This is a genomic window from Cupriavidus sp. KK10 (assembly GCF_018223725.1).
In the GTDB taxonomy this organism is placed as follows: domain Bacteria; phylum Pseudomonadota; class Gammaproteobacteria; order Burkholderiales; family Burkholderiaceae; genus Cupriavidus; species Cupriavidus necator.
The window spans coordinates 4,024,518-4,047,477 of sequence record NZ_CP073677.1; the positions used below are offsets into that span (position 1 = coordinate 4,024,518).

At 67.2% G+C, this 22,960-nt stretch carries 22 protein-coding genes; 15 read left to right on the top strand and 7 right to left on the bottom strand.

The window, feature by feature from the left end:
* Positions 1 to 73 precede the first annotated feature (73 nt).
* The 3 genes from KB879_RS18790 (at position 74) to KB879_RS18800 (ending at position 3,573) form a co-directional block, all read left to right on the top strand.
* A complete protein-coding gene (locus KB879_RS18790; protein ID WP_013951915.1) occupies positions 74 to 1,249 on the top strand; it encodes an L-rhamnonate dehydratase in 1,176 nt (391 codons plus the stop codon).
* 75 nt (positions 1,250 to 1,324) lie between these two features.
* Positions 1,325 to 2,638 carry an MFS transporter gene (locus KB879_RS18795; protein WP_013951916.1) on the top strand — a complete coding sequence of 438 codons (1,314 nt, stop codon included), beginning with the start codon at positions 1,325 to 1,327 and terminating at the stop codon, positions 2,636 to 2,638.
* Positions 2,635 to 3,573 carry an amidohydrolase gene (locus KB879_RS18800; RefSeq protein WP_211979560.1) on the top strand — a complete coding sequence of 313 codons (939 nt, stop codon included), beginning with the start codon at positions 2,635 to 2,637 and terminating at the stop codon, positions 3,571 to 3,573. The genes KB879_RS18795 and KB879_RS18800 overlap by 4 nt, the downstream gene beginning before the upstream one ends.
* On the opposite strand, the gene KB879_RS18805 is transcribed toward KB879_RS18800, so the two are convergent.
* Positions 3,564 to 4,541, bottom strand: coding sequence for a LysR substrate-binding domain-containing protein (locus KB879_RS18805; RefSeq protein ID WP_153954570.1), 978 nt, complete (start codon positions 4,539 to 4,541; stop codon positions 3,564 to 3,566). The two genes, KB879_RS18800 and KB879_RS18805, sit on opposite strands and share 10 nt — an antisense overlap.
* 211 nt (positions 4,542 to 4,752) lie before the next feature.
* On the opposite strand from KB879_RS18805, the gene KB879_RS18810 reads away from it, so the two are divergent.
* Both KB879_RS18810 and KB879_RS18815 read left to right on the top strand, forming a co-directional pair.
* Positions 4,753 to 6,498 (top strand): IlvD/Edd family dehydratase, encoded by a 1,746-nt coding sequence (locus tag KB879_RS18810; protein WP_153954571.1) that lies wholly within the window; start codon positions 4,753 to 4,755, stop codon positions 6,496 to 6,498.
* A gap of 67 nt (positions 6,499 to 6,565) precedes the next feature.
* The gene (locus KB879_RS18815; protein WP_371827364.1) at positions 6,566 to 7,909 is read left to right on the top strand and encodes an MFS transporter; all 1,344 of its coding nucleotides are present in this window, start codon (positions 6,566 to 6,568) and stop codon (positions 7,907 to 7,909) included.
* A 24-nt stretch (positions 7,910 to 7,933) separates the two neighbouring features.
* Here the strand turns inward: KB879_RS18815 and KB879_RS18820 are convergent, their stop codons facing one another.
* Positions 7,934 to 8,170, bottom strand: coding sequence for a hypothetical protein (locus KB879_RS18820; RefSeq protein ID WP_013951921.1), 237 nt, complete (start codon positions 8,168 to 8,170; stop codon positions 7,934 to 7,936).
* Between the two features lie 183 nt (positions 8,171 to 8,353).
* Between KB879_RS18820 and KB879_RS18825 the strand changes: the two genes are divergently transcribed.
* Both KB879_RS18825 and KB879_RS18830 read left to right on the top strand, forming a co-directional pair.
* A complete protein-coding gene (locus KB879_RS18825; protein ID WP_013951922.1) occupies positions 8,354 to 8,899 on the top strand; it encodes a GNAT family N-acetyltransferase in 546 nt (181 codons plus the stop codon).
* Between the two features lie 59 nt (positions 8,900 to 8,958).
* Complete coding sequence (locus KB879_RS18830) at positions 8,959 to 10,104, top strand: hypothetical protein (RefSeq protein WP_013951923.1); 1,146 nt, start codon at positions 8,959 to 8,961, stop codon at positions 10,102 to 10,104.
* Between the two features lie 103 nt (positions 10,105 to 10,207).
* Here KB879_RS18830 and KB879_RS18835 read toward each other — a convergent pair whose 3' ends face one another.
* Together KB879_RS18835 and KB879_RS18840 are read right to left on the bottom strand one after the other, a co-directional pair.
* Positions 10,208 to 10,435 carry a hypothetical protein gene (locus KB879_RS18835; RefSeq protein ID WP_013951924.1) on the bottom strand — a complete coding sequence of 76 codons (228 nt, stop codon included), beginning with the start codon at positions 10,433 to 10,435 and terminating at the stop codon, positions 10,208 to 10,210.
* Between the two features lie 83 nt (positions 10,436 to 10,518).
* Positions 10,519 to 10,776, bottom strand: coding sequence for a hypothetical protein (locus tag KB879_RS18840; RefSeq protein ID WP_148271640.1), 258 nt, complete (start codon positions 10,774 to 10,776; stop codon positions 10,519 to 10,521).
* Between KB879_RS18840 and KB879_RS18845 the strand changes: the two genes are divergently transcribed.
* Positions 10,775 to 11,323: a PadR family transcriptional regulator gene (locus KB879_RS18845; RefSeq protein WP_211979561.1), complete on the top strand. Its 549-nt coding sequence runs from the start codon at positions 10,775 to 10,777 to the stop codon at positions 11,321 to 11,323. The two genes, KB879_RS18840 and KB879_RS18845, sit on opposite strands and share 2 nt — an antisense overlap.
* A 54-nt stretch (positions 11,324 to 11,377) precedes the next feature.
* Here the strand turns inward: KB879_RS18845 and KB879_RS18850 are convergent, their stop codons facing one another.
* Both KB879_RS18850 and KB879_RS18855 read right to left on the bottom strand, forming a co-directional pair.
* The gene (locus KB879_RS18850; RefSeq protein WP_013951926.1) at positions 11,378 to 12,373 is read right to left on the bottom strand and encodes a nitronate monooxygenase family protein; all 996 of its coding nucleotides are present in this window, start codon (positions 12,371 to 12,373) and stop codon (positions 11,378 to 11,380) included.
* Between the two features lie 61 nt (positions 12,374 to 12,434).
* Positions 12,435 to 12,869 (bottom strand): nuclear transport factor 2 family protein, encoded by a 435-nt coding sequence (locus KB879_RS18855; RefSeq protein ID WP_211979562.1) that lies wholly within the window; start codon positions 12,867 to 12,869, stop codon positions 12,435 to 12,437.
* A gap of 223 nt (positions 12,870 to 13,092) precedes the next feature.
* Here KB879_RS18855 and KB879_RS18860 point away from each other — a divergent pair, with 223 nt between their 5' ends.
* Together KB879_RS18860 and galE are read left to right on the top strand one after the other, a co-directional pair.
* On the top strand, positions 13,093 to 14,115 hold the full coding sequence (locus KB879_RS18860; protein WP_211979563.1) for a tyrosine-type recombinase/integrase: 1,023 nt from the start codon (positions 13,093 to 13,095) through the stop codon (positions 14,113 to 14,115).
* Between the two features lie 166 nt (positions 14,116 to 14,281).
* Positions 14,282 to 15,301 (top strand): UDP-glucose 4-epimerase GalE, encoded by a 1,020-nt coding sequence (gene galE, locus KB879_RS18865; protein WP_211979564.1) that lies wholly within the window; start codon positions 14,282 to 14,284, stop codon positions 15,299 to 15,301.
* Positions 15,302 to 15,411: 110 nt separating this feature from the next.
* Here galE and KB879_RS18870 read toward each other — a convergent pair whose 3' ends face one another.
* Positions 15,412 to 15,720, bottom strand: coding sequence for an H-NS family nucleoid-associated regulatory protein (locus KB879_RS18870; RefSeq protein WP_010809859.1), 309 nt, complete (start codon positions 15,718 to 15,720; stop codon positions 15,412 to 15,414).
* A gap of 529 nt (positions 15,721 to 16,249) precedes the next feature.
* Between KB879_RS18870 and KB879_RS18875 the strand changes: the two genes are divergently transcribed.
* From KB879_RS18875 to KB879_RS18895, 5 genes are all read left to right on the top strand, one after another.
* Positions 16,250 to 17,956: a methyl-accepting chemotaxis protein gene (locus KB879_RS18875; RefSeq protein ID WP_211979565.1), complete on the top strand. Its 1,707-nt coding sequence runs from the start codon at positions 16,250 to 16,252 to the stop codon at positions 17,954 to 17,956.
* A 113-nt stretch (positions 17,957 to 18,069) separates the two neighbouring features.
* The gene (locus KB879_RS18880; RefSeq protein ID WP_013951931.1) at positions 18,070 to 20,040 is read left to right on the top strand and encodes a bifunctional diguanylate cyclase/phosphodiesterase; all 1,971 of its coding nucleotides are present in this window, start codon (positions 18,070 to 18,072) and stop codon (positions 20,038 to 20,040) included.
* Positions 20,041 to 20,192: 152 nt separating this feature from the next.
* Positions 20,193 to 20,585, top strand: a complete 393-nt coding sequence (locus KB879_RS18885; protein ID WP_013951932.1) for a response regulator — start codon at positions 20,193 to 20,195, stop codon at positions 20,583 to 20,585.
* Positions 20,586 to 20,726: 141 nt separating this feature from the next.
* Positions 20,727 to 21,203 carry a chemotaxis protein CheW gene (locus KB879_RS18890; protein WP_013951933.1) on the top strand — a complete coding sequence of 159 codons (477 nt, stop codon included), beginning with the start codon at positions 20,727 to 20,729 and terminating at the stop codon, positions 21,201 to 21,203.
* Positions 21,204 to 21,306: 103 nt separating this feature from the next.
* Complete coding sequence (locus tag KB879_RS18895; RefSeq protein ID WP_153954574.1) at positions 21,307 to 22,956, top strand: methyl-accepting chemotaxis protein; 1,650 nt, start codon at positions 21,307 to 21,309, stop codon at positions 22,954 to 22,956.
* Positions 22,957 to 22,960: the final 4 nt, after the last annotated feature.

Genomic DNA, 22,960 nt, shown 5'->3' on the forward strand with positions numbered 1-22,960 from the left:
CCAAATCCAGCAAGACCGCCCCCGGTGCGGCCGGGGAGCGTTCGCGCCAACACATCGCCATCAGGAGCTGAACATGAAGATCACCAACGTCCGCGCCCGCGTCTTTGAATGGAAGGGCAAGACCGTGCCGCCGCAGGCGCATTTCTGCACCAACGCCACCGACATCCTCTTTGAGCGAGGCGACGCCATGGGCTCGTTCCGCTTCCATGGCTGGCTGGTGGTGGAAGTGGAAACCGATACCGGCCTGGTCGGCATCGGCAACTGCGCGCTGGCGCCGCGCGTGGCCAAGGAGATCGTCGACCAGTACCTCGCACCGGTGGTGATCGGCCAGGACCCGTTCGACAACGAATACCTGTGGCAGAAGATGTACCGCCGCACCCATGCGTGGGGCCGCAAGGGCATCGGTATGGCGGCAATCTCCGCAGTCGATATCGCGCTGTGGGACCTGATGGGCAAGGCGGTCGGCAAGCCCGTATTCAAGCTGCTGGGCGGGCGCACCAAGGAGAAGATCTGGTGCTACGCCTCCAAGCTCTACAACAACGACGACCGCGACGCGTTTCTGGCCGAAGCGCAGGGCTACCTCGACCAGGGCTTCACCGCGATGAAGATGCGCTTCGGCTACGGCCCCAAGGACGGCCCCGCCGGCATGCAGAAGAACATCGAGCAGGTGCGCCTGCTGCGCGAGCTGGTCGGCGACGGCGTCGACATCATGCTGGAGTGCTACATGGGCTGGACCCTGGAGTACGCGCGCCGCATGCTGCCGCGCCTGGCCGAGTTCAACCCGCGCTGGCTGGAAGAGCCGGTGATCGCCGACGATATCGAAGGCTATGCCGAGCTGAAGAAGGCGAGCCCGTTCCCGATCTCCGGCGGTGAACATGAATTCACCTCTTACGGCTTCAAGGACCTGCTGGAGCGCCGCGCGGTAGACGTGATCCAGTACGACACCAACCGCGTCGGCGGCATCACTGCGGCGCAGAAGATCAACGCCATGGCCGAGGCCTGGTCGGTGCCGGTGATCCCGCACGCCGGGCAGATGCATAACTACCACCTGACCATGGCCTCGACCGCTTCGCCGATGTCGGAGTACTTCCCGGTGCACGACGTGGAGGTGGGCAATGAGTTGTTCTACTACATCTTCAAGGGCGATCCGGCGCCGGACAACGGCTACCTGCAGCTCGACGACAACCTGCCGGGGCTGGGCCTGGAGCTGAATGAGGAATACTTCAGCCAGTTCAACATCATCGGCTAAACGCACCAGCCTACGCGGCAGCGCGGAAGATACCGCGCGCCGCTTGTCCCACCGACACCGAGGACAGGAGACACCATGACGACATCCGTCACTCCCGAGGCCGCGGCCTCGCCGCCAGCGGCCATTGCAAGCGCCGAGGCACCGAGCCGGGTGCGCTGGCGCATCTTTGCCGTGGTGTTCGTGCTGGTGGTGATGAACCTGCTCGATCGCATTTCGCTGTCGATCGCCATGCCGACCATCGGCAAGGAGTTCGGCCTGTCGCCGACGATGCAGGGGCTGGTGCTGAGCAGCTTCTTCTGGTCGTATGCGCTGCTGCAGGTGCCGGGCGGCTGGCTGATCGACCGCTTCGGGCCGCGCAAGGTCATCACCGGTTCCACCGCGCTGTGGGGCGCGTTCCAGGCGCTGGCGGCGTTTGCCACCGGCGGCATCTCGCTGATGGCGACGCGCATGGCGCTGGGTGCGGCGGAGGCGCCGCTGTTCCCGGCCGGCGCCAAACTCAATGCGCTGTGGCTGTCCTCGGGCGAACGCAGCCGTGGTGCGGTGCTGGTCGACGCGGGAAGTCCGCTCGGTGCGGCCATCGGCGGCATCGTGATTTCCTACCTGATCGTCGCGTTCGGTTCGTGGCGGACTGCGTTCTTTATCGCGGGCGCGGTGACCGTGGTGATGAGCTGGGTGTCGTGGCGCTACCTGCGTGACCAACCTTCACAGCATCCGGGCGTCAATGATGGCGAGCTTGCGCATATCCGCGCCACCGCGGGCAATGCGGCCGCTGCGGCGCAAGACAGGCGCATCGCGCCACGCTCATGGTGCGGCCTTACCATCGGCCGCGCCTGCTGGGCGATGGTGTTCTTCGGCCTGCTGACGTGGGGCCCTAACTACCTGGCGCATGCGCGCGGCTTCGACCTGAAGCAGATCGGCATGGCCATGTTCTTCATCTTCTTGTCCGGTGCGGTGGGGTCGCTCGCCAGCGGCTTCGGCGCCGACGCGCTGATGCGCCGGCTGCCGCGCGCACTGGTGCTCAAGGGCATGCTGACCGTCTCAGGGTTGGTGATCTGCGCGGTGTTCCTGCTGTTGCCGCGCATCGACGATCCGGTCGAGGCCGTGGTGCTGCTGTGCCTGGCCGCGTTCATCACCATGTGGGGCAGCCTGTACTGGAGCCTGCCGGCAATCCTGGCGCCCGCCCACCGCGTCGGCATCGTCGGTGCCACCATGAACTTAGCTGGGAGCCTCGGCGGCATCGTGGTGCCGATTCTGGTCGGGCTGATCCTGCAGCATCTGGGCAGCTACCAGACCGTGCTGCACTTCTTTGCGGGCTGCGCGGTGGTGTTCGTTGCCTGCACGCTGCTGATCGATCTTGGCAGCGGCAAACTAAACAAGGAGCTGCGGTGAACGCATCCACGCGCTACGACGGCCCCATCGTCGACGCCCACCACCATTTCTGGGATCCGGTCACGAACTATCATCCGTGGCTGTCCGACCCCGGCCTGATCCCGTTCCGCTACGGCGATTACAGCGCGCTGAAGCGCCGCTACTACCCGGCGGACTACTTTGCCGATGCGGGCGGGCATGACGTGCGCAAGACCGTCTACGTCGAAACGGAATGGGATCCATGCGATCCGATCGGTGAGACCGCGTTCATCTCGCGCGTGGCCGCCGAACACGGCACGCCGCATGCGGTGGTGGCGCAGGCGTGGTTGCATCACGATGACGCGGCCGACGTGCTGGCGCGGCAGGCGGAATTTCCACTGGTTCGCAGCGTGCGGCACAAGCCGGGCGGCGCCCCCGATGCGCTGTCGGCAGCGCGCATGCCAAGCCTGATGGAAGACGAGCGCTGGCGCCGCGGCTTTGCCGAACTCGGGCGCCATGGGCTGCATTTCGACCTGCAGGTGCCGTGGTGGCATGCGCAGGAAGCGGTGCGGCTGGCGCGAGATTTCCCGGCGACGACGATCATCCTCAACCACGCGGGCCTGCCTGCGGATCGCAGCCCTGCAGCGCTTGCTGCATGGGAAGACGCGATGGCGATGCTGGCGGAATGCCCGAACGTCGTCATCAAGGTTTCGGGGCTGGGACAGGCCGGCCAGCCGTGGACGGCGGCGGCCAACGCGCCGATCGTGCTGGCCTGCATCCGACTGTTCTCACCCGCGCGCGTGATGTTCGCCAGCAATTTCCCGGTCGACGGCCTGTGCGCCAGCTTCGACCAGATCTTCAGCGGCTTCAAGGTGATCACCGCCGGTTTTACGCCGGCCGAGCAGCGCGCGATGTTCCACGACAACGCCTGCCGAATCTACAGCCTCGCAGCCGATACTGCAGTGCCTCAGGGCTGAGCGCCGTAGATTTGCTGCCCGCTCTCGCGCAGCGCGTCGGCCACCAGCAGCGCGCCCGGCGACATCAGCCGGTCGGTCGGCGTGATCAGGCCGAAATCGTCCATATGGCAGGGCATCTCCATCGGCAGGATCTCCACCATGCCGAACGCGGCGTAATACTGCGCCACATCGGCGGTCAGCACCGCGATCATGTCCGATTGCGTCACCATGCGCGTCAGGAACAGCAGCGCGGCGGTTTCCACCACGTTGACCGGCGGCGCCAGGCTGGCGCGCTGGAACATCAGCTCGAAGCGGTGGCGCAGCACCGTGCCCGCCGGCGGGATCAGCCACGCGGCCTCGGTGGTGTCGGCCAGCGACAGGCCCTGCGCCGACAGCATCGGGTGGCCCGGTCTGACCACCGCGCACACCGGCTCTTCCGACAGCGGCTCATAGCGCAGCCGCCCCTTGTCGTGCTCCGGAAAGAGCCGCGCCACTACCATGTGCAGCTTTTCCTGCCCCAGGCGGTCGAGCAGCACGTTGCTGTTGTCGATCTCCACCGACACGCGCAGGCCCGGGTAGCGCGCCTTGATCTGCGCGATCGCCGGCGGCAGCAGCCGCACGCCTGGCGACGTGATGGCGCCGATCGCCACATGGCCGAGCCGCCCCGCCTTCAATGCCAGCACCTCTTCACGCGCCTGGTTCAGGCTGCCGATCACCGCGCGCGCATGCCGGATCATCGCCCGTCCGTAGTCGGTCGGCGCCATGCCGCGCGGCAGGCGCTCGAACAGTGGCACCGACAACATCTCTTCCAGTTCCCGCAGTAGTTTCGACGCGGCCGGCTGCGTCATTGCCAGCCGCTCGGCGGCACGATGGATGCTGCCTTCGTCGGCGACCGCCAGCAGCAGCAACAATTGCCGGCTCTTGAGGCGGGTGTGGCTTTGCCAGAGCGGCGCGGCGTCGGGGGCAGGGGAATTGGCGGGGGCTTGCATAAGGACTAGGGTTAATACCAATGCCGGGATTGATATGGCAATGGCTGAACTCTTCATTAGTAGCATATCGGCAAGCTGCATACACTCCGTCCGACAAAAGAAAAACGACCGGAGACAGCGTGGCGCCGCGCCGCCATGACGCAACGCCGCTGGATCCGTCGTCCCTGCCATTCCGGCCGCCAGCCATGGCGGCCATCGCATCAGGAACAACATGTCGGATTCCAAGGACAAGCAACGCAAGCCGCTGCGCTCGACGGCGTGGTTCGGCAGCGCGGACAAGAACGGATTCATGTACCGCAGCTGGATGAAGAACCAGGGCATCCCCGACCACGCCTTCGACGGGCGCCCCGTGATCGGCATCTGCAATACGTGGTCGGAGCTGACCCCTTGCAACGCGCACTTCCGCAAGCTGGCCGAGCACGTCAAGCGCGGCGTGTATGAAGCCGGCGGCTTTCCGGTCGAATTTCCGGTTTTCTCCAATGGCGAGTCCAACCTGCGCCCGACTGCGATGCTGACGCGCAACCTGGCCGCGATGGATGTCGAGGAAGCCATCCGCGGCAACCCCATCGATGCGGTGGTGCTGCTGACCGGCTGCGACAAGACCACGCCCGCGCTGCTGATGGGCGCGGCCAGTTGCGATGTGCCGGCCATCGTCGTCACCGGCGGGCCGATGCTCAACGGCAAGCTCGACGGCAAGGACATCGGCTCGGGCACCGCGGTGTGGCAGCTGCATGAATCGCTCAAGGCGGGCGAGATCAACCTGCACCAGTTCCTGTCGGCAGAGGCCGGCATGTCGCGCTCAGCCGGCACCTGCAACACCATGGGCACGGCTTCGACCATGGCCTGCATGGCCGAGGCGCTGGGGACTTCGCTGCCGCACAATGCCGCGATTCCGGCGGTGGACTCGCGCCGCTACGTGCTGGCCCACATGTCCGGCATCCGCATCGTCGAGATGGCGCGCGAGGACCTGACGCTCTCCAGGATCCTGACGCGCCAGGCCTTCGAGAACGCGATCCGCGTCAATGCCGCGATCGGCGGCTCCACCAACGCTGTGATCCACCTGAAGGCCATCGCGGGCCGCATCGGTGTGCCGCTGGAGCTGGAAGACTGGAGCAAGGTGGGGCGCGACACGCCGACCATCGTCGACCTGATGCCGTCGGGCCGCTTCCTGATGGAAGAGTTCTATTACGCGGGCGGCCTGCCGGCGGTGCTGCGCCGCATGGGCGAGGCCGGCCTGCTGCCGCACCCCGGGGCGCTGACCGTGAACGGCAAGGCGATCTGGGACAACGTCAGGGACGCGCCCATCACCAACGACGAAGTCATCCGCCCGCTCGACCAGCCGCTGATCCGCGACGGCAGCATCCGCATCCTGCGCGGCAACCTGTCGCCGCGCGGCGCCGTGCTCAAGCCGTCGGCGGCAACGCCGAGGCTGCTGCGCCATCGCGGCCGCGCGGTGGTGTTCGAGAACCTGGAACACTACAAGGAACGCATCGTCGATGAAGCGCTCGACGTCGACGAGAATTCGGTGCTGGTGCTCAAGCGCTGCGGACCGCGCGGCTACCCTGGCATGGCCGAGGTGGGCAACATGGGCCTGCCGCCCAAGCTGCTGCGCCAGGGTGTCAAGGATATGGTGCGCATCTCCGATGCGCGCATGAGCGGCACCGCCTACGGCACCGTGGTGCTGCACGTGGCGCCCGAGGCCGCCGCCGGCGGCCCGCTGGCCATCGTGCGCGACGGCGACTGGATCGAACTCGACTGCGAGGCCGGGCGCCTGCACCTGGATATCGACGAGGCTGAGTTCGCGCGCCGCATGGCCGACGTGCAGCCGCTGGAAGCCCCGGCCGACGGCGGCTATCGCAAGCTCTATGTCAACCACGTACTGCAGGCGGACGAGGGCTGCGACCTCGACTTCCTGGTGGGCTGCCGCGGCCGCGAGGTGCCGCGCCACTCGCACTGAACCACGGCGCCGGCTGCCGCCGCGCAGCCGGCGCGATCCTGCCTGCCACAATAAGAGGAGACTTGCCATGCATGGCACCCAGACCGCGCCGATGGAGCGCGCCGCCCCGACACAGGGTGAAGATTCACAAGCGATAGAGGAAAGCCGCATCATCGGCATGCTGGTGCGGCGGCTTATTCCGTTCCTTGCCCTGATCTACGTGGTCGCGTATATCGACCGTTCGGTGGTGGGTTTCGCCAAGCTGCACATGAACGCGGCCATCGGCATCAGCGATGCGGCCTACGGCCTAGGCGCGGGCCTGTTCTTCATCGGCTACTTCCTGTGCGAAGTGCCGAGCAATCTGGCGCTGGAGCGCTTTGGCGCGCGCCGCTGGTTCGCGCGCATCCTGCTCACGTGGGGCGTCATTACCATGGCGATGGCGCTGACCAGCGGCCCCTACAGCTTCTATGCGCTGCGCTTCCTGCTGGGTGCGGCCGAAGCGGGCCTCTACCCGGGCATCCTTTACTTCCTCACCAAGTGGTTCCCGATGCGGCACCGCGCGCGCATCATCGGTCTGCTCGTGCTGGCGCAGCCGATCGCACTGATCATCACGGGTCCGCTGGCAGGGCTGGTGCTGTCCACGCATGGGCTGTTCGGCATGAACAACTGGCAGACGCTGTTCGTGCTGAGCGGCCTGCCCGCGGTACTACTGTGCCTGCCGACGCTGAAGCTGCTGCCGGAGTCGCCGGCCAGCGCCGTGTGGCTGGCGCCGGGCGACCGCGCCTGGATCGAGCGTGAGCTGGCTGCCGACCAGGCCGCCTATGCGCTGAAATCCCACGGCAATCCGCTGCAGGCGCTCAAGGACAAGCGCGTGCTGCTGCTGTCGCTGCTGTTCCTGCCATTCCCGCTGAGCATCTACGGACTGTCGCTGTGGCTGCCGACCATCATCAAGCAGTTCGGCGTCACCGATGTGATGACCGGGATGCTGTCGGCCGTGCCCTACCTGTTCGCCGTGGTCGGGCTTTACCTGGTGCCGCGCCATTCGGATCGCAAGCGCGAGCGCTACGGCCATATTGTGGTGGTGTCCGGCATGGCCGCGGTAACCATGGCGCTGAGCGCATGGGTGCAGTCGCCGGTGCTGCAGTTCCTGTTTATCTGCCTGACGGCGTTCTCGATCTATTCGATCCAGGCGGTGGTGTGGGCGCTGCCGGGCGAGTTCCTGACCGGCGCCAGCGCCGCGGTGGGCATCGCTACGATCAATTCGCTGGCCAATCTCGGTGGCTACTTCGGGCCGTATGGCATCGGCGTGATCAAGGACGCCACCGGCAGTCTCGCTGCCGGCCTGTACTTCCTGGCGGTGATGCTGCTGTTTGCGGTGCTGATGGCCTTCGTGGTGCGCGCCGCGCTGCGGCCTGCGGCCGCGCGGGCCTGAGGGGGCATGGCGGCCTGGGAATCCTCAGGGCCGCCTCTTCTTCCACTCGTAGTCGGGCGGCGGATCCGCCGCCCCGGCTCGTCCCACCGAGTTGGGATTCTCCGAGCACAGCGTGACAAAGCTCACCGGCTCGCCCGCGTGCTGGCGCTGGCGCAGCGCTTCGGTAAAACGAAGCGCTTCGCGCATGGCGTCGCTGGGGAATGACTGCGCGTGGGGACTGAGTCCGGTGCCGTCGCCTTCGGACCAGTAGACCATGTACATGGGGGCTTCCTCTTCATTGTGCCGGGTCACGTGCCGGGTGCTGCATCCTGCGTTCCCGGCATGCCAATTGCAATCCCTGCATCCGGATTTTGCAAGCCTGGGCTTGCCGCAGGCACAATGGGCACTTCCCGATGCCTCGCCGGGTGTGTGGCGAGCCCGGCCTTCAGATTCGTGCCGCCTATCATGTCCGATCTTGCGCTGATCCCCGCCACCGCTGCCGATGCCGAACGGCTTGCCGCCATGCACGCCGCCAGCTGGCAGCACACCTATCCCGGCATGCTGCCAGCCGCTTACTTGCGGGACCAGGCCTACCCGGAACGGCTGGCCGCCTGGCGCGCCCGCATGCACGACGGCGCCGACGGCCCCGTGGAAGTCACGCTGGCCATGGTCGACGGCGAAGCCGCTGGCTTTGCCTGCCTGCTGCCCGAGGCGGAGCCCCGGTTCGGCATCTATCTCGACAACCTTCACGTGCTGCCCGCCTTCCACGGTCAGGGCCTGGGCAAGCGCTTGCTGGCCCACTGCGCGCAGCGCGTGGCCGCGCGCTGGCCAGGGCGGCCGCTGTTCCTCTATGTGCTGGAAGCCAATACGCAGGCGCGCGAGTTCTACCAGCGGCTGGGCGGCGAGGAATCCGAGGCGTTCGAGGATGACTTCCACGGTCCGGACCTGCGGGTCATGGTCCGCCGCGTGACCTGGCCGGACGTGGCGGCGCTGGTCAGGCGCCTGGGCTGACCAGGGCAGCGCGTCCGGGTCCGTCGCCGGCAAAACATTCCCACAGGAGTCGCTTCCCCATGCTGCAAGCCATTGCTCTCGTTGTGCCAAGGAAACCATGCCGGGCTTTGGCCGGCGCCTCCATCGCCATGGCCGTGCTGGCCGGTTGCGCCAGCGCACCTGACACGCCTTCCGCCGCCAGGGCGATAGAGGCGGCGGCCACGCCGGCCCAGACGAAGCCGCACTGGCAGCGCGTGCACCTGGGCACGGGCGCGGGCTATGACTTCCCGGTCTACGCCAACCATCAGCTCGACGCAGACCTGTCGCGCATCCGCGAGGTGGTGTTCGTGCAGCACGGCCTGCAGCGCAACGGCGATGACTACTACGCCGCCGGTGCTGCACTGCTCAAGGCCAGCGGCCGCAATCCGGACGAGGTGCTGCTGGTCGCGCCCAACTTCCCCGGCACGCCTGACCACGGCAAGGGCTTCGACGGCATGCCGCAATGGTCGGTGCAGGGCTGGATGAGTGGCCAGAACGCGGTCAACTCGCCGTTCACGGTCAGTTCACTGCAGGTCCTCGATGACCTGATGGCCTTCGTCACCGACAAGGCGCGCCTGCCGCAGGTGGCCAGGGTGACCGTGGCCGGGCATTCGGGCGGTGCGCAGATCGTGCATCGCTATGCCGTGCTGAACAATGTCGACGAGCGCATCCGCGCGCGCGGCATCGACCTGCGCTATGTGGTGGCCAACCCCTCGTCCTACCTGTACTTCACGCCGGTGCGCCCGGCCGGCGCGGACGGCCGCTCGTTTGCGCCTTACGACAAGGCGGCGTGCCCGGATTACGACAAGTACCGCTATGGCATGCAGGACATCGTGCCCTACGCAAAGGGAGCCAATGGCCCGTCGCTGTACCAGCGCTACGCCGGGCGTCAGGTGACCTACCTGGCCGGCACGGAAGACAACGACCCCAACCACCGCGTACTCGACAAGGCGTGCGGCGCTGAGGCCGAAGGCCCCACGCGCCTGCAGCGGGCCCGCGGCTACCTGCGCTATGAGCGCTATCTGGCCAGCCCCGGGCTGGTGATCCGCCACCAGGCCTATGAAGTGGTGGGCGTTGGCCACGACCAGGCGCGTATGTTCGGCTCGCAATGCGGCGCCAGGGCGGTGTTCGGCATGGCGGAAACGGCCAACCCGGACGGCGCGGCCTGCCTGGCGCCGCAGCTCTGATTCGGCCGGCCAAGAAAAAACCCGCGAAATTCACGGGTTCAAGTCCCTGCCCGCAGGAACGGGCTCGGAGGAGACAACCACAGGGAAACGGTTACGTGCCTGGTCAGCCCAGGCTGAATTTGACAACCTGTTCTTCGACGCCGACAAAGCGCACCAGCTGGCGCAGCCCGCTGGCGTATTCCTTGATATGGTGCCCGTCCGGCGTATCGGGCAGGCGGTAGTAAATGGGCGCCTTGTCGCGCATGGGCGGCAGGATGCCGAACGGGAGCTCTCCGGCGTCGGCTTCCCAGGCCACGTCGCGCTCTTCGGCAAGCAAAATTCTTCCGGTCATGGACACACTCCAGGATTGCTGCAAGGTGCGGCCGGGGGCGGATATGCGCTCGCACTGGATTTCAATGTATGGAATGTATTGCATCAAGCGCAGAAATGCCATTCAGCGTTTTTTAATTCTGTCTGCCAGGAAATTTCGAAACTGACAAATTTAATGAATGTATGGCATCTGCTGGCGACGCCGATGACGACATCGCAGAGGGTGCTGCGCAAGGCCGGCATTGCGATACCATAGCGCCAGCCCGGCGAAGTGCGGCTACCGGCGCGTTCCGGTTCCGGGTCTGCCGCATCCGCTTCCAACCATTTTTCATCGCCCCCCGACGGGCCACTGCCCAGACGCATGTCGACCCAGCACGCCTTGTTGATTTCCCTGATCGAAAAACCGTCGTCCGGTTATGACCTGGCGCGGCGCTTTGACCGTTCCATCGGCTATTTCTGGCATGCCACGCACCAGCAGATTTATCGCGAGCTGGGACGGATGGCTGATAGTGGCTGGATTGCCGCGGATGAAGCCGAGGCGGCGGAAGGCGAGACCGGTACCGGCGATCGCAAGAACCGCAAGAAGGTCTACCGGGTGTTGCCGGCCGGCCGTGACGAACTGGCACGCTGGGTGCTGACCCCCGGCGCCAGCCTGGACCAGCGCGAGGAAATCCTGGTCAAGCTGCGCGCCGATGCGGTGATCGGGCCGCTTGGCCTGGGCGACGAGATGCGGCGGCTGATCGCGCTGCACCGGGCCCGGCTGGAGACTTACCTGGCGATCGAGCGGCGCGATTTTTCTGCGCCGGACATGGACCGCGCGCAACAGTTGCGCTATGCGCTGCTGCAGCGCGGCATCCGCTTCGAGCAGGACTGGGTGGCCTGGGGCGAGGAACTGCTGCCGCTGCTGTAGCCGCGCCCCGCACGGGCGGCGGCTACAGCCTGCCAGGCCAGCTGACTGGCAGCGTCAGGCCAGATCGACGGCACGCGTGCCGGCCTGCCTGGCCTCACCCAACCCCAGCCGGCGGCGTGCCAGCGCATATTCCTCGGCAAAGCGGCGCACCAGCTCGCCCGCGGGCACCACACGCTTGATCGCGCCCACGCCCTGGCCGGCGCCCCAGATGTCCTTCCACGCCTTGACGCTGGTGGAGCCGAAATTCATTTTCGACGGATCCGATTCGGGCAGCGCGTTCGGGTCCAGGCCGGCGCGCTCGATGCTGCCGCGCAGGTAGTTGCCGTGCACACCGGTGAACAGGTTGGAGTAGACGATGTCGTTGGCGTTGCTGTCGACGATCATCTGCTTGTAGCCGTCCTGCGCGTTGGCTTCCTGTGTGGCGATAAAGGCCGAGCCGATATAGGCCAGGTCGGCGCCGGCGGCCTGCGCGGCCAGGATCGCGTCGCCACTGGAGATCGAGCCGGACAGCAGCAGCGGGCCGTCGAACCATTCGCGGATCTCGTGCAGCAGCGCGAACGGCGACAGCGTGCCGGCATGGCCGCCGGCACCAGCGGCAACCGCGACCAGTCCGTCCGCACCCTTCTCGATGGCCTTGCGCGCGAAGGTGTTGTTGATCACGTCGTGCAGCACGATGCCGCCGTACGAGTGCACTGCGTCGTTGACTTCCTTGCGCGCGCCCAGCGAGGTGATCACGATCGGCACCTTGTAGCGCACGCACAGCTCCAGGTCATGTTCAAGCCGGTCGTTGGACTTGTGCACGATCTGGTTGACGGCGAACGGCGCCGACGGGCGGTCCGGGTGTTTGGCGTCGTGTTCGGCCAGCTCGGTGGTGATGCGGTCCAGCCATTCTTCCAGCTTGGGTGCCGGGCGCGCATTCAGCGCGGGGAACGAGCCCACCACGCCGGCCTTGCACTGGGCAATGACCAGGTCGGGGTTGGAGATGATGAACAGCGGCGAGCAGACCACCGGCAGCGACAGCCGGTTCTGGAGTTGGGCGGGAAGGGCCATGGGTGAAGTCTCCTGGGTAATCCGGTAAAACGAAAAAGCGGTGCTGCGAAACAGGGTTGCGTCAGGCCGTGCCGGTCAGCACGTCTCTCTGGCTGGCCAGGCGCGCGCCCATGGCGGCGGCCAGCGCCTCCAGGCCAGAGCGCGGGCGCACCATGACTTCGAACTCGGCAATGCGGCCGGCGTCGTCGAAGCGGATCATGTCGATGCCCTTGAGCGCCTTGCCGTCCACGGCCGCGCTGAATTCCAGCACCACGCTGTGGCCGTCCTCGCTGACAAAGCTGCGGTGATAGCGGAAGTCCTGGAACACCTGGTTCACCGTGGTCAGCACCAGCCCAATCGCGGCGCGGCCGGGGTAGGAGGTGTGCGCGACCGGAGAGCGGAACACCACCTCATCGGCCACGATGGCGTCGAGCCCGGCCATCGAACCGTTGGCCAGCATCTGGTGCCAGGCTTCAAGTGAGGCCTGAGCGGCGGGAATCAGGTTGGTGGTGGTCACGTCGGTCTCCTTGGCTGGCGTCGGTGCGCGGGCGTCTCGTTTGACGGGGTCTGGCTGCGGGGTTTATGCAACCAGTTGCATAGTGGATGGAAAGGTAGCATGCGCCGGGGCACTGTGCAAGCGATGCGGGGCCAACGGTGCCGGCGCCCCCGCCGCGCAGTGACGGGTTGTCTACAATAGGCGGGATCCCAACCCCGCACGCCGGCCCCCGGCAGGAGAGTCAGTGACCACTAAGCCCTCCGCTGCCCATCCTGAACAGGCGGCCTTGTTCGATGCCGACCTGGCCGCCTGGCGTGACCATCCGGAGCGCGCGTTCGACGGCTGGCTGGCACGGCATGGCTTCCGGCACGGCACCAGCGTGGTGTACCGCGCCATGTGGGGCAAGCTGCTGCGCTGGTCGGCCGAGCGCGGGCTGCCGCCGCTGAGCTGGTCGGCGGAGCAGATCGGTGAGTTCCTGGACGCGCAGCAGCTGCACAAATCGCACCGCTATCGCTATACGCGGCTGATCGAACGGGTGTTCCATCACCTGGCGCGGCTGCGCGAGGGCATGCACAACCCGGCCAGCCAGGCGGTGCGCGCCCATCTGGCCGATGGCGAGAACGATCCCACCGCCTTCCTGCTGCCGGGCGAGCGCGACCTGCTGGTGGCGCGGATACTCGGCCCGGCCGGCATGCTGGCCGGCGACACGCATACCGCGGCATCGCCCACCCAATGGAAGCGCGCCCGCGATGCGGCCCTGCTGGCGGTGCTGCTCGGCGGCGGCCTGAAGGTAGGCGAAGCCCGGGCGCTGCGGGTCGATGCTATCGAAGCTGGCGCACCCGGCCGGATGGCGCTGCGCATGGTCCGCGCGGACAACGGCCGGGGCTATACCGTGCCGCTGTTCAGCCTGGCCCATGCGCCGCTGCGGGCCTGGCTGGCATTGCGCGAAGCCTCCGGCACGCTTGGCGGCCTGGTGTTTCCCGCCATGCCGTCGGGGCGGCCGATGCATGCCGCCTCGGTCTACCGGCGCGTGGAGATCCTGCTGGACGAGGCCGGTGTGCTAGCCAGCCGCAGCGAACGCGCGTCGCCGCAGACGCTGCGCAATACCTGCGCCGCGATGCATTTCGAGGCCGGCACGGCGCCGGCCGAGGTGGCGCAATGCCTGGGCATGCGCGACCTGGAGTCCGGCTGGCGGCTGCGCGCCGCCTATGAAGCCTGGCAGGCGCGGGCAGGGCTGGTGGCGGAAGCGCCGGCAAGCCGGGCCTAGCATTGCCCGCGCTCTGCGCCGGCTACCGGCTAACCTGGGCGCAACGGCAGATCGTGGATAATAAGCTGCTTCGCCGGCTTACGCTGCTGAAAGTTGTGCTTGAGTAACTTTTTGAATCCGCCAGGCCTAGGCCCGGCCCTGAATCGAATTCCGACGCGTATTTTCCATGCCTGAAACCTTGCTCCTGACCGGTGCCACCGGCTATATCGCCTCGCATACCTGGGTTGCGCTGCTCAATGCCGGCTACCACGTGATCGGCCTGGATAATCTATGCAACAGCAGCCCGGTGGTGCTGGAGCGGCTCGCCACCATTACCGGCCAGACCCCGCATTTTGTGCAGGGCGACGTGCGCGACCGCGCGTTGCTGGACCGGCTCTTTGCCGAACACCGCATCAGCGGGGTGATTCATTTTGCCGCGCTCAAGGCAGTGGGCGAATCCGTGAGCCAGCCGCTGGAGTATTACAGCAACAACCTTGGTGGGCTGCTGACGGTATGCGCGGCAATGGGTGCGGCCGGGGTGAAACAGCTGGTGTTCAGTTCTTCGGCCACGGTTTATGGCAATCCGCATGCGGTGCCGATCCTGGAAGATTTCCCGCTGTCGGCCACCAATCCGTATGGCCAGACCAAGCTGATGGGCGAGCAAATCCTGCGCGACCTGGAAACATCGGATCCGGACTGGCGCATTGCCTACCTGCGTTATTTCAATCCGGTCGGCGCGCATGAAAGCGGGCTGATCGGCGAGGATCCGCGCGGTGTTCCAAACAACCTGATGCCTTATGTGGCACAGGTGGCCGGCGGGCGCCGTGAAAGGCTGATGGTATTCGGCGGCGACTACCCGACGCCGGACGGCACCGGCGTGCGCGACTATATCCACGTCTGCGACCTGGCCGACGGCCACCTAGCGGCGCTGGGTTACCTGCGCGCGCAGGGCAAGAGCATGACCGTGAACCTGGGCACGGGCTGTGGCTACAGCGTGCTGGAAGTGGTGCAGGCCTACCAGCGTGCCAGCGGCAAGCCGGTGCCGCATGACATCGTGGCGCGGCGCCCGGGCGACATCGCTTCGTGCTACGCCGATCCCGCGCTGGCCAACCAGCTACTGGGCTGGCGCGCGCGCCATGACATCGACCGCATGTGCGAGGACTCATGGCGCTGGCAGTCGATGAATCCGCAGGGGTTCGACGCCTGACGGCCGGGGCAGGCGGTGCCGCGGTGTTGCACGGGCGCCGCGGCAGGCCAGAAAACAAAAACGCCACGGATCAATTCCGTGGCGTTTTGCCATCTGCCGGATCGCGTGTTTCAGCGGATCAGAAAGTCTTCAACTGCCTTGCCCTGGGCCAGGGCCTGAGTCAGCCAGCCCGGGCGCTTGCCGCGGCCGGTCCAGGTATTGCCGGCGCTGTCGCGATAGCGTACCGGCACCTTGCGGTTGACCGCCTTCTTGCCGGCCGGCACCTTTGCGCCAAAACCCAGGTCTTCCGCGGTCAGGCCATATTGCTCGATTTTCTCGCGAATATCCGCGATCACCGTGGCTTGTTCGCGTGCCTTGATTTCCTCGGCCTGCTTCTGCAGTTCACTGATTTTCTGAACGATTTCCTGATAAGTCGCCATTGGGTCCTCGGTTTCCGGTGGAGTGGAATGCGGTGGGTGTGTGCGGGGGGTGAAAATGCTGAAAACAATTATAACGAGGTCGCCGCCCGCTGCAAATCCTGCCGTAGTAATCGGATGCTGTTTTTGCGAAAATTCTTGGTGCCGATAATTGTGTGAACTTTCGGTGTCGTGGTCTGTCACCGGGATTTCCGTCCTCGTCGGTGTTCCCCGGCCGCAGTTCGCGGCTCAGGCCCGCAAATGGTGCGGCCGTATGCAAACCGGCCCGGCGGCAGCCAGCCGCCGCCAAAATCAAATCGCGATAATCGGCGGCGGCAAATTCGCCAGGGCGTTCGTGGCGATCGCGCGGCAAGCCACGTGGCGTATATCCGACACGCCGGTTATGGCCGATTAATTGCGTCGCCACCGGCGCGGCGCCTCAAGTACCAGGAGGCGGCGCCGTTATCCGGGCAGGGCGGATCATCTGGGCGTCGATCCTGCCGGAACGGGGCCAGGGGTGTGCCCCGCGGGTTGCCACAGTCTTCTTTCATTCATGTCCTTCCACAACAATATCCAGATCAAGACCCTGCTGCGGGGCGCCATGGGAATGCTGTCGCTGCTGCTGTTGCTGGTCGGCGGTGCCGGCCTGCACGGTATTTCACAAAGCAATGATGCCCTCAGGGAGACTTATGCCAACCAGCTCGGCTCCACCGTCGCGCTCAGCGAGGCGATGCAGGCCACCACGCGCATGCGCCTGGCGCTGGACCGCAACGTGATGCAGGGCGAGCAGGACGATCCCAAGGTTCACGTGGACCGCTCCAGGGTGTTCGTTGAGGCTTCGGAGGCTGCCTGGAAGCGCTATATGAGCCTGCCGCAGAATCCTGAGGAAAAGGCGCTCGCCGCGGAACTGGGCAAGCAGCGCCAGGTGTTCATGGAGCAGGGCGTGCTGCCGCTGCAGGCGGCCTCGCTGGCGGGCAACCAGGAAGAGGCCCTGCGGCTGGCGAAGAAGGTGCTGCCTGACCTGCAGCGCAGCATGTCGGGCGTGCACGAGAAGCTGCAGAAGTTCCAGATGACTGCCGGGCAGGCCAACTTCGATGCCGCGCAGGCCAGCTTTGCGCGCATCCGCATGCTGTCGATCGTGCTGATCGTGCTGGGCCTGGCGGTCGCCGTGCTGTGCACGGTCACGCTGAACCGCGCCATCGTCACGCCGGTGCAAGAGGCGCTGGCTGTGTTCGAGCGCATCGCCCGCGGCGACCTGACCTCGCGCATCGCTAGCGTCTCGAAGAACGAGATCGGCCGCATGATGCAGGCGCTGGCCGCGATGCAGGCCAGCCTGTCGGGCATCGTTGCCGAAGTGCGCACCGGCGCCGATTCGATGGCATCGGCCACGCAGCAGATTTCCACCGGCAACCTGGACCTGTCGCAGCGCACCGAGGAACAGGCCTCGTCGCTGGAGCAGACCGCGGCCAGCATGGAAGAGCTGACCACGGTGGTGCGACAGAATGCCGACAACGCGCGCCAGGCTGGCGTGCTGGCCAACGAGGCCTCGCAGATCGCGCTCAAAGGCGGCGACGTGGTGGGCCGCGTGGTCGACACCATGAACGAGATCAACGGCGCCTCGCGCAAGGTGGTCGAGATCATCAGCGTGATCGAGGGCATTGCCTTCCAGACCAATATCCTGGCGCTCAATGCGGCGGTGGAAGCCGCGCGTGCCGGCGAGCAGGGCCGCGGCTTTGCTGTGGTGGCGGGCGAGGTGCGCAGCCTGGCGCAGCGCTCGGCCTCGGCCGCCAAGGAGATCGAGGCGCTGATCGGCGAGTCGGGCCAGCGCGTGGAGAGCGGCACCCGGCTGGTGGCCGAAGCCGGCCAGACCATGGGCGAGATCGTCCAGGCCGTGCGCCGCGTGACGGACATCATGAACGAGATCGGCGCCGCGTCGCAGGAACAGACCAGCGGCATCGAGCAGGTCAACCAGGCGGTGACCCAGATGGACGAGGTGACGCAGCAGAATGCCGCGCTGGTGGAAGAGGCCGCCGCCGCAGCCGGGGCGCTGGAAGAACAGGCGCAGAAGCTCAAGAACGTGGTCTCGGTGTTCAACCTTGGCACGGGTACGGGAGTGGGGGCAGGCGCGGCCGCGACGGCTGTCGCTGGCCGCACCGCACGCACCATGTCGGTGCGGCCGGCGGCGCTGCCGGCAGGCCGTCCGGCGGCGAGGCCCGCGCTGGCCGTTGCCGGGGCCGATGATGACTGGAGCGCGTTCTAGACTATTGTCCCCACCATTGCCTTGTTCACACGGCGACTGCAAGATGCCATGATGCGGGGTTTGCCCCGCGTCCTGACCTTCTTCGCGCATTCTCTTCATCATCGCGCAGCCCAATGATTGCCCTGAGTTCCGTCCTGTTGCTGCTGGCTGCCCTGCTGGGCGTGGCCGCCGCCCTTGGCGTTCGTGCCGGGCGTGCGGACCAGTCAGCCGGTGGCCGCTCGCTGCGCACGCTGACCTGGTCGGCGGCACTGTTGTCGCAGCTGAGCGTAAGCGTGCCCGTGCTGGTGGTGATGCTGTCGGGCAGCGTGCCGGCGGCCAACGACACGGCGCAGATGGCGGCCAGCTTCGCTGCCGCCGCGGCCGCCACCGCGGCTGCCAAGCTGCTGGTGCAGTGGCTGCGCCAGGGTACGCGGCTGTGGCGTGGTGCGGCGATCATGGCGGTCGTCGCTGGCGCCGGGCTGGTGGCGGCGGCTGGCACGCACCTGGGCCGCGCCTGTGGCGCGGGCTCGGCCTCGGCGCGCGCCTGCATCGATGCCGCCGGCCTGCCGCACCCCGCCTGGCTGGCGGGCGGACTGACCGCGCTGTGCGCGCTGATGTTCGCCGTCCACCGCGCGCAGTCGCGTGGCTTGCTGCCGGCGCACCACGAAGCCGGCCTGGCCGATGAACTGGCGGACGAGGCGCATGGCCTGCCGCGCGGGCACGAGCCCCGGCTGGCGCGGCGCGGCGCGCGCATTCCCGGCCGCCCCGGCCGTCTTACCGTGCGTGCCGCCGCGCGCGGGCAGGGCACGGTGGGCGAGTACAGCGTGGCAACGACGATGCCTGACCGCGTCGCCTTCGGCCGCTGGCTGGACCAGGCGATCGCGCAGGCGCGGCTGGCCGAGACCGGCTGCGCCGTGTTGCTGATCCATATTGCCGACTACCGCGAGGTCGACGAGGTCTTCGAGATCCGCGCCGACGATATCCTGGCCCAGGACGCCGGCGCGCTGGCGCAGGCGGTGCTGGAGCCGCACGACTTCCTGGCCCGGCTGGCGCGCGACGAGTTTGCCGTGGGCGTGCCCGAGCTGGTCCACCATGGCCGCGCGCAGGAACTGGGCTCGCGCATGCTCGGCTCGCTGGCCGAGTTCATCGCCGCGCGCGGCTTGCAGATGCAGATCGGCGTGAACATCGGCATTGCCATCTATCCGCGCGATGCGCAGACCTCAGAGGCGCTGATGCAGGCCGCGCGCGTCAGCCTGGCCGAGGCCCGCCAGAGCGGCTCGAACCAGGTGCGCCTGTTCAACAGCGCCGCCGGCGAACGCGCGCGCCGCACCCGCGTGATCCGGCGCGACCTGTGGCTGGCGATCCAGGACGACGCACTGTCGCTGCAGTTCCAGCCCAAGTACGATGCGCGCCGGCGCACGCTGGTGGGGGCGGAAGCGCTATGCCGATGGCGCCATCCCGCGCTGGGCCAGGTGAGCCCGGCCGAGTTCATCACCGTGGCCGAGCAGTCGGGCCAGATCGACAAGCTCGACGACTGGGTCCTGACCAGCGTCTGCCGCCAGGTGCGCCAGTGGCGGGACGCCGGCGTGCCCACCGTGCCGGTGGCGATCAATGTCTCGGGGCTGCGCTTTGCCAGCCGAAATTTCCCGCAATACCTGCTCGAGCAGATCCACCAGCACGACATCCCGCCCTCGGCGATCACGCTGGAGATCACCGAGACCGCGGCGATGAAGGATATCGGCAAGTCACTGGAAACGCTGGCTGAGCTGCAGTCGCTCGGCATCCAGGTGGCGCTGGACGATTTTGGCAGTGGCTATTCCAGCCTGGGCTATCTCAAACGCCTGCGCGTGGGCACGCTCAAGATCGACCGCACGCTGATCGGCGGGCTCGACACCGATGCGCAGGGCCGCGCCATCGTCGGCTCGATGGTGGCGCTGGCGCACGAACTGCGCATGAAGGTGGTGGCCGAGGGCGTTGAATCGGCATCGCAGTTGGAAATCCTCAATGAGATGGGGTGCGACGAGGTGCAGGGTTACCTGCTGTCGCTGCCGCTGGATGCTGCCGGTTTTGCCGATGCCTTGCGCGAGCAGGGCGGCGGCGCCTGACGGCTAAAGTTCGCCCGCAACGCGGCCGATAACCGGTCTGGCAGGCTGCCAGCGTTTGCGGCGCAGCCCTGCGCCGGCCCGTCCGTCGCCGGCTGCGCTGCCCGTGTGTCCATCCTGGCGGATCAATCGAGTCCTGCAAACCGGAGGCGCCCATGTCATCGCCCAGCATCCTCGTCGTCGACGATTCTCCTTCTCTACGCCGCATGATTGGCGCCTGCCTGCGCGCAGGAGGGTTTGACGTGACCGAGGCGGCTGACGGCGATCAGGCACATGCGCTCGCAGCCGGCGCCAGCTTCGGCATGCTGGTCACCGACCAGGTCATGCCCGGCATGGATGGCCTCACGCTGATCCGCAGCCTGCGCGCCACTGAGCGCTATGCGTGCATTCCCATCCTGATGCTGACCACCGAGCAGGACGGCAGCATCCGCGAGCAGGCCCGCGCCGCCGGCGCCTCGGGTTTCCTGCCCAAGCCCTTCGATCCTGACCAGCTGATGCAGGCCGTGACGGCGCTGCTGTCCACCGCGCCCCCTACCTCGGAAGGGTAAGGGAAGCCGGGCGTCGCCCTTCAGTCAGCCGGATTGCTGCCGTAAACACTGGTGGGCGAAGTCATGCCCCGGTGCCAGCCAGCGGCCTTGGCCGCAGCAGCGCCAGCAAACCAGCATGAGCCAATTTTGGGGGGCTAGACGATGAAGCACATCGACAAGGCAGACGGCGCGGGCGAGGAGTTCCTGGCCTTCACGCTGGGCCGGGAAGAATACGGCGTCGACATCCTGAAGGTCCAGGAGATCCGCGGCTACGAGTCGGTCACCCAGATTGCCAACGCACCGGACTACATCAAGGGCGTGATCAACCTGCGCGGCATCATCGTGCCGATCATCGACCTGCGCATCAAGTTCCGCCAGCAGAACGTCAGCTACGACCAGTACACGGTCGTCATCATCGTCGACCTCAACGACCGCACCACCGGCATCGTGGTGGATGGCGTGTCCGACGTGCTGACCCTTGCCGCCGAGCAGATCAAGCCCACGCCGCATTTCTCCGGCGAACTGGCGACCGACTACATCCGCGGGCTGGGCTCGGTCGAGCAACGCATGCTGATCCTGGTCGACATCGAGAAGCTGCTCAACACCGAAGAACTCGCCGCGCTCGACGCGGTGGCCTGATCCCGCGGCAGCGCCAACGTTGTCCGGCCGGCACCCGCCTGCCGGACGGAACCCGCCCAGGGTGCAGCACATTGCCGCGCCCGGGCCTGCAGTATTGTCATAGATGCGAAACAACCAACCCGTTACGCAGCGCGAATACAAGCTCTCCCCATCGGACTACCTGATCTCGCGCACGGACCTCAAGGGCCGGATCACCTTTGCCAACCGCACCTTTATCGAGGCGAGCGGCTTTGCGGCCGAAGAGCTGCTCGGTGCGGCGCACAACCTGGTGCGCCATCCCGACATGCCGCCCGAAGCGTTTGCCGACCTGTGGCAGGACCTGCAGGCCGGCCGCACCTGGATGGGCGTGGTCAAGAACCGCCGCAAGAACGGCGACTTCTACTGGGTCAACGCCACCGTGACGCCCACGCGCGTCGATGGCAGCGTGGTCGGCTACACCTCGGTGCGGTCGATGGCGACGCGCGAGCAGGTGGAAGCCGCCGGCGCCGCCTACGCACGCTTGCGCGCCGGCCGCGCGGAGGGGCTGGCGATCCGCCACGGCGCCGTGGTGCGCACCGGGCTGCGCGGCCTGGTGCAGGGCCTGCTGCGCCTGAACCTGAAGCGCCGCATCCTGTGGGCGCAGGCCGGCGGCATGGTGTGGTTCCTGGCCGCACTGGTTGCGGTGGAAGCCCTGGGCGGCGCAGGCGTGGCCGCGGTGCGCCCGTGGCTGTGGGGCGGCTTTGCGCTGGCGCTGGCGTCGTCGTTCGCGGCCGGCACCATGCTGCTGGCGCGCGTGCACCGTCCGGTGCGCCACATGCTGGACTTTGCGCTGCGCATGGGCGCGGGTGACCTGACCACCCGCTTCGAGCACCGCAGCGCGGATGAGATCGGCGCACTGGCGCAGGCCATGCAGACCATGCAGCGCAGCCTGCAGTCGGTGGTGCATGAGATCCAGGAGGGCATGGCCAGCATCTCCACGGCAACGCGCCAGGTGGCCGCGGGCAACAACGACCTGTCGCAACGCACCGAGCAGCAGGCGGCGGCGCTGGAGCAGACGGCGTCGAGCATGGAAGAGCTGACCAGCACGGTGCGCCAGAACGCGGACAACGCGCGCCAGGCCAGCGGGCTGGCGGCGAACGCGTCGGAGACGGCGCTGCGCGGCGGAGAAGTGGTGGGCCGGGTGGTGCAGACCATGGACGAGATCAACGATGCGTCGAAGAAGATCGTCGACATCATCGGCGTGATCGAAGGCATCGCCTTCCAGACCAACATCCTGGCGCTGAACGCGGCGGTGGAAGCGGCGCGCGCCGGCGAGCAGGGCCGGGGCTTCGCGGTGGTGGCGGGCGAGGTGCGCAGCCTGGCGCAGCGCAGCGCCAACGCGGCCAAGGAGATCAAGGGGCTGATAGGCGATACGGTGGAGCGCGTGGACAACGGCTCGGCGCTGGTGGGCCAGGCGGGCAAGACCATGGACGAGATTGTGCAGGCGGTCGAGCGCGTGACCGACATCATGGGCGAGATCAGCGCGGCGTCGGCCGAGCAGAGCGCGGGCATCGAGCAGGTCAACCAGGCCGTGGCGCAGATGGACGAGGGCACGCAGCAGAACGCGGCGCTGGTGGAAGAAGCTGCCGCCGCCGCGGGCTCGCTCGAAGAGCAAGCCATGCGCTTGCGCGACGCCATTGCCACGTTCCGCGTCAGCATGCAGGCCGAGGTGCGTCCGCAGCGCCTGCCGGCCCATGCGCGTGCCGACGCGGCCCAGTCACTGGCACAGGCCTAGTCCA

What these genes read in the sequence shown, in the direction of transcription:
- KB879_RS18850 (WP_013951926.1), bottom strand. Translation starts at nt 12,373, where the DNA reads ATGGCCCTTCCCGCCCAACTCCAGAACCGGCTGTCGCTGCCGGTGGTC.
- KB879_RS18810 (WP_153954571.1), top strand. Translation starts at nt 4,753, where the DNA reads ATGTCGGATTCCAAGGACAAGCAACGCAAGCCGCTGCGCTCGACGGCG.
- KB879_RS18890 (WP_013951933.1), top strand. Translation starts at nt 20,727, where the DNA reads ATGAAGCACATCGACAAGGCAGACGGCGCGGGCGAGGAGTTCCTGGCC.
- KB879_RS18830 (WP_013951923.1), top strand. Translation starts at nt 8,959, where the DNA reads ATGCTGCAAGCCATTGCTCTCGTTGTGCCAAGGAAACCATGCCGGGCT.
- KB879_RS18885 (WP_013951932.1), top strand. Translation starts at nt 20,193, where the DNA reads ATGTCATCGCCCAGCATCCTCGTCGTCGACGATTCTCCTTCTCTACGC.
- KB879_RS18790 (WP_013951915.1), top strand. Translation starts at nt 74, where the DNA reads ATGAAGATCACCAACGTCCGCGCCCGCGTCTTTGAATGGAAGGGCAAG.
- KB879_RS18840 (WP_148271640.1), bottom strand. Translation starts at nt 10,776, where the DNA reads ATGCGTCTGGGCAGTGGCCCGTCGGGGGGCGATGAAAAATGGTTGGAA.
- KB879_RS18845 (WP_211979561.1), top strand. Translation starts at nt 10,775, where the DNA reads ATGTCGACCCAGCACGCCTTGTTGATTTCCCTGATCGAAAAACCGTCG.
- KB879_RS18870 (WP_010809859.1), bottom strand. Translation starts at nt 15,720, where the DNA reads ATGGCGACTTATCAGGAAATCGTTCAGAAAATCAGTGAACTGCAGAAG.
- KB879_RS18835 (WP_013951924.1), bottom strand. Translation starts at nt 10,435, where the DNA reads ATGACCGGAAGAATTTTGCTTGCCGAAGAGCGCGACGTGGCCTGGGAA.
- KB879_RS18805 (WP_153954570.1), bottom strand. Translation starts at nt 4,541, where the DNA reads ATGCAAGCCCCCGCCAATTCCCCTGCCCCCGACGCCGCGCCGCTCTGG.
- KB879_RS18875 (WP_211979565.1), top strand. Translation starts at nt 16,250, where the DNA reads ATGTCCTTCCACAACAATATCCAGATCAAGACCCTGCTGCGGGGCGCC.
- KB879_RS18815 (WP_371827364.1), top strand. Translation starts at nt 6,566, where the DNA reads ATGCATGGCACCCAGACCGCGCCGATGGAGCGCGCCGCCCCGACACAG.
- KB879_RS18880 (WP_013951931.1), top strand. Translation starts at nt 18,070, where the DNA reads ATGATTGCCCTGAGTTCCGTCCTGTTGCTGCTGGCTGCCCTGCTGGGC.
- KB879_RS18795 (WP_013951916.1), top strand. Translation starts at nt 1,325, where the DNA reads ATGACGACATCCGTCACTCCCGAGGCCGCGGCCTCGCCGCCAGCGGCC.
- KB879_RS18820 (WP_013951921.1), bottom strand. Translation starts at nt 8,170, where the DNA reads ATGTACATGGTCTACTGGTCCGAAGGCGACGGCACCGGACTCAGTCCC.
- KB879_RS18895 (WP_153954574.1), top strand. Translation starts at nt 21,307, where the DNA reads ATGCGAAACAACCAACCCGTTACGCAGCGCGAATACAAGCTCTCCCCA.
- galE (WP_211979564.1), top strand. Translation starts at nt 14,282, where the DNA reads ATGCCTGAAACCTTGCTCCTGACCGGTGCCACCGGCTATATCGCCTCG.
- KB879_RS18825 (WP_013951922.1), top strand. Translation starts at nt 8,354, where the DNA reads ATGTCCGATCTTGCGCTGATCCCCGCCACCGCTGCCGATGCCGAACGG.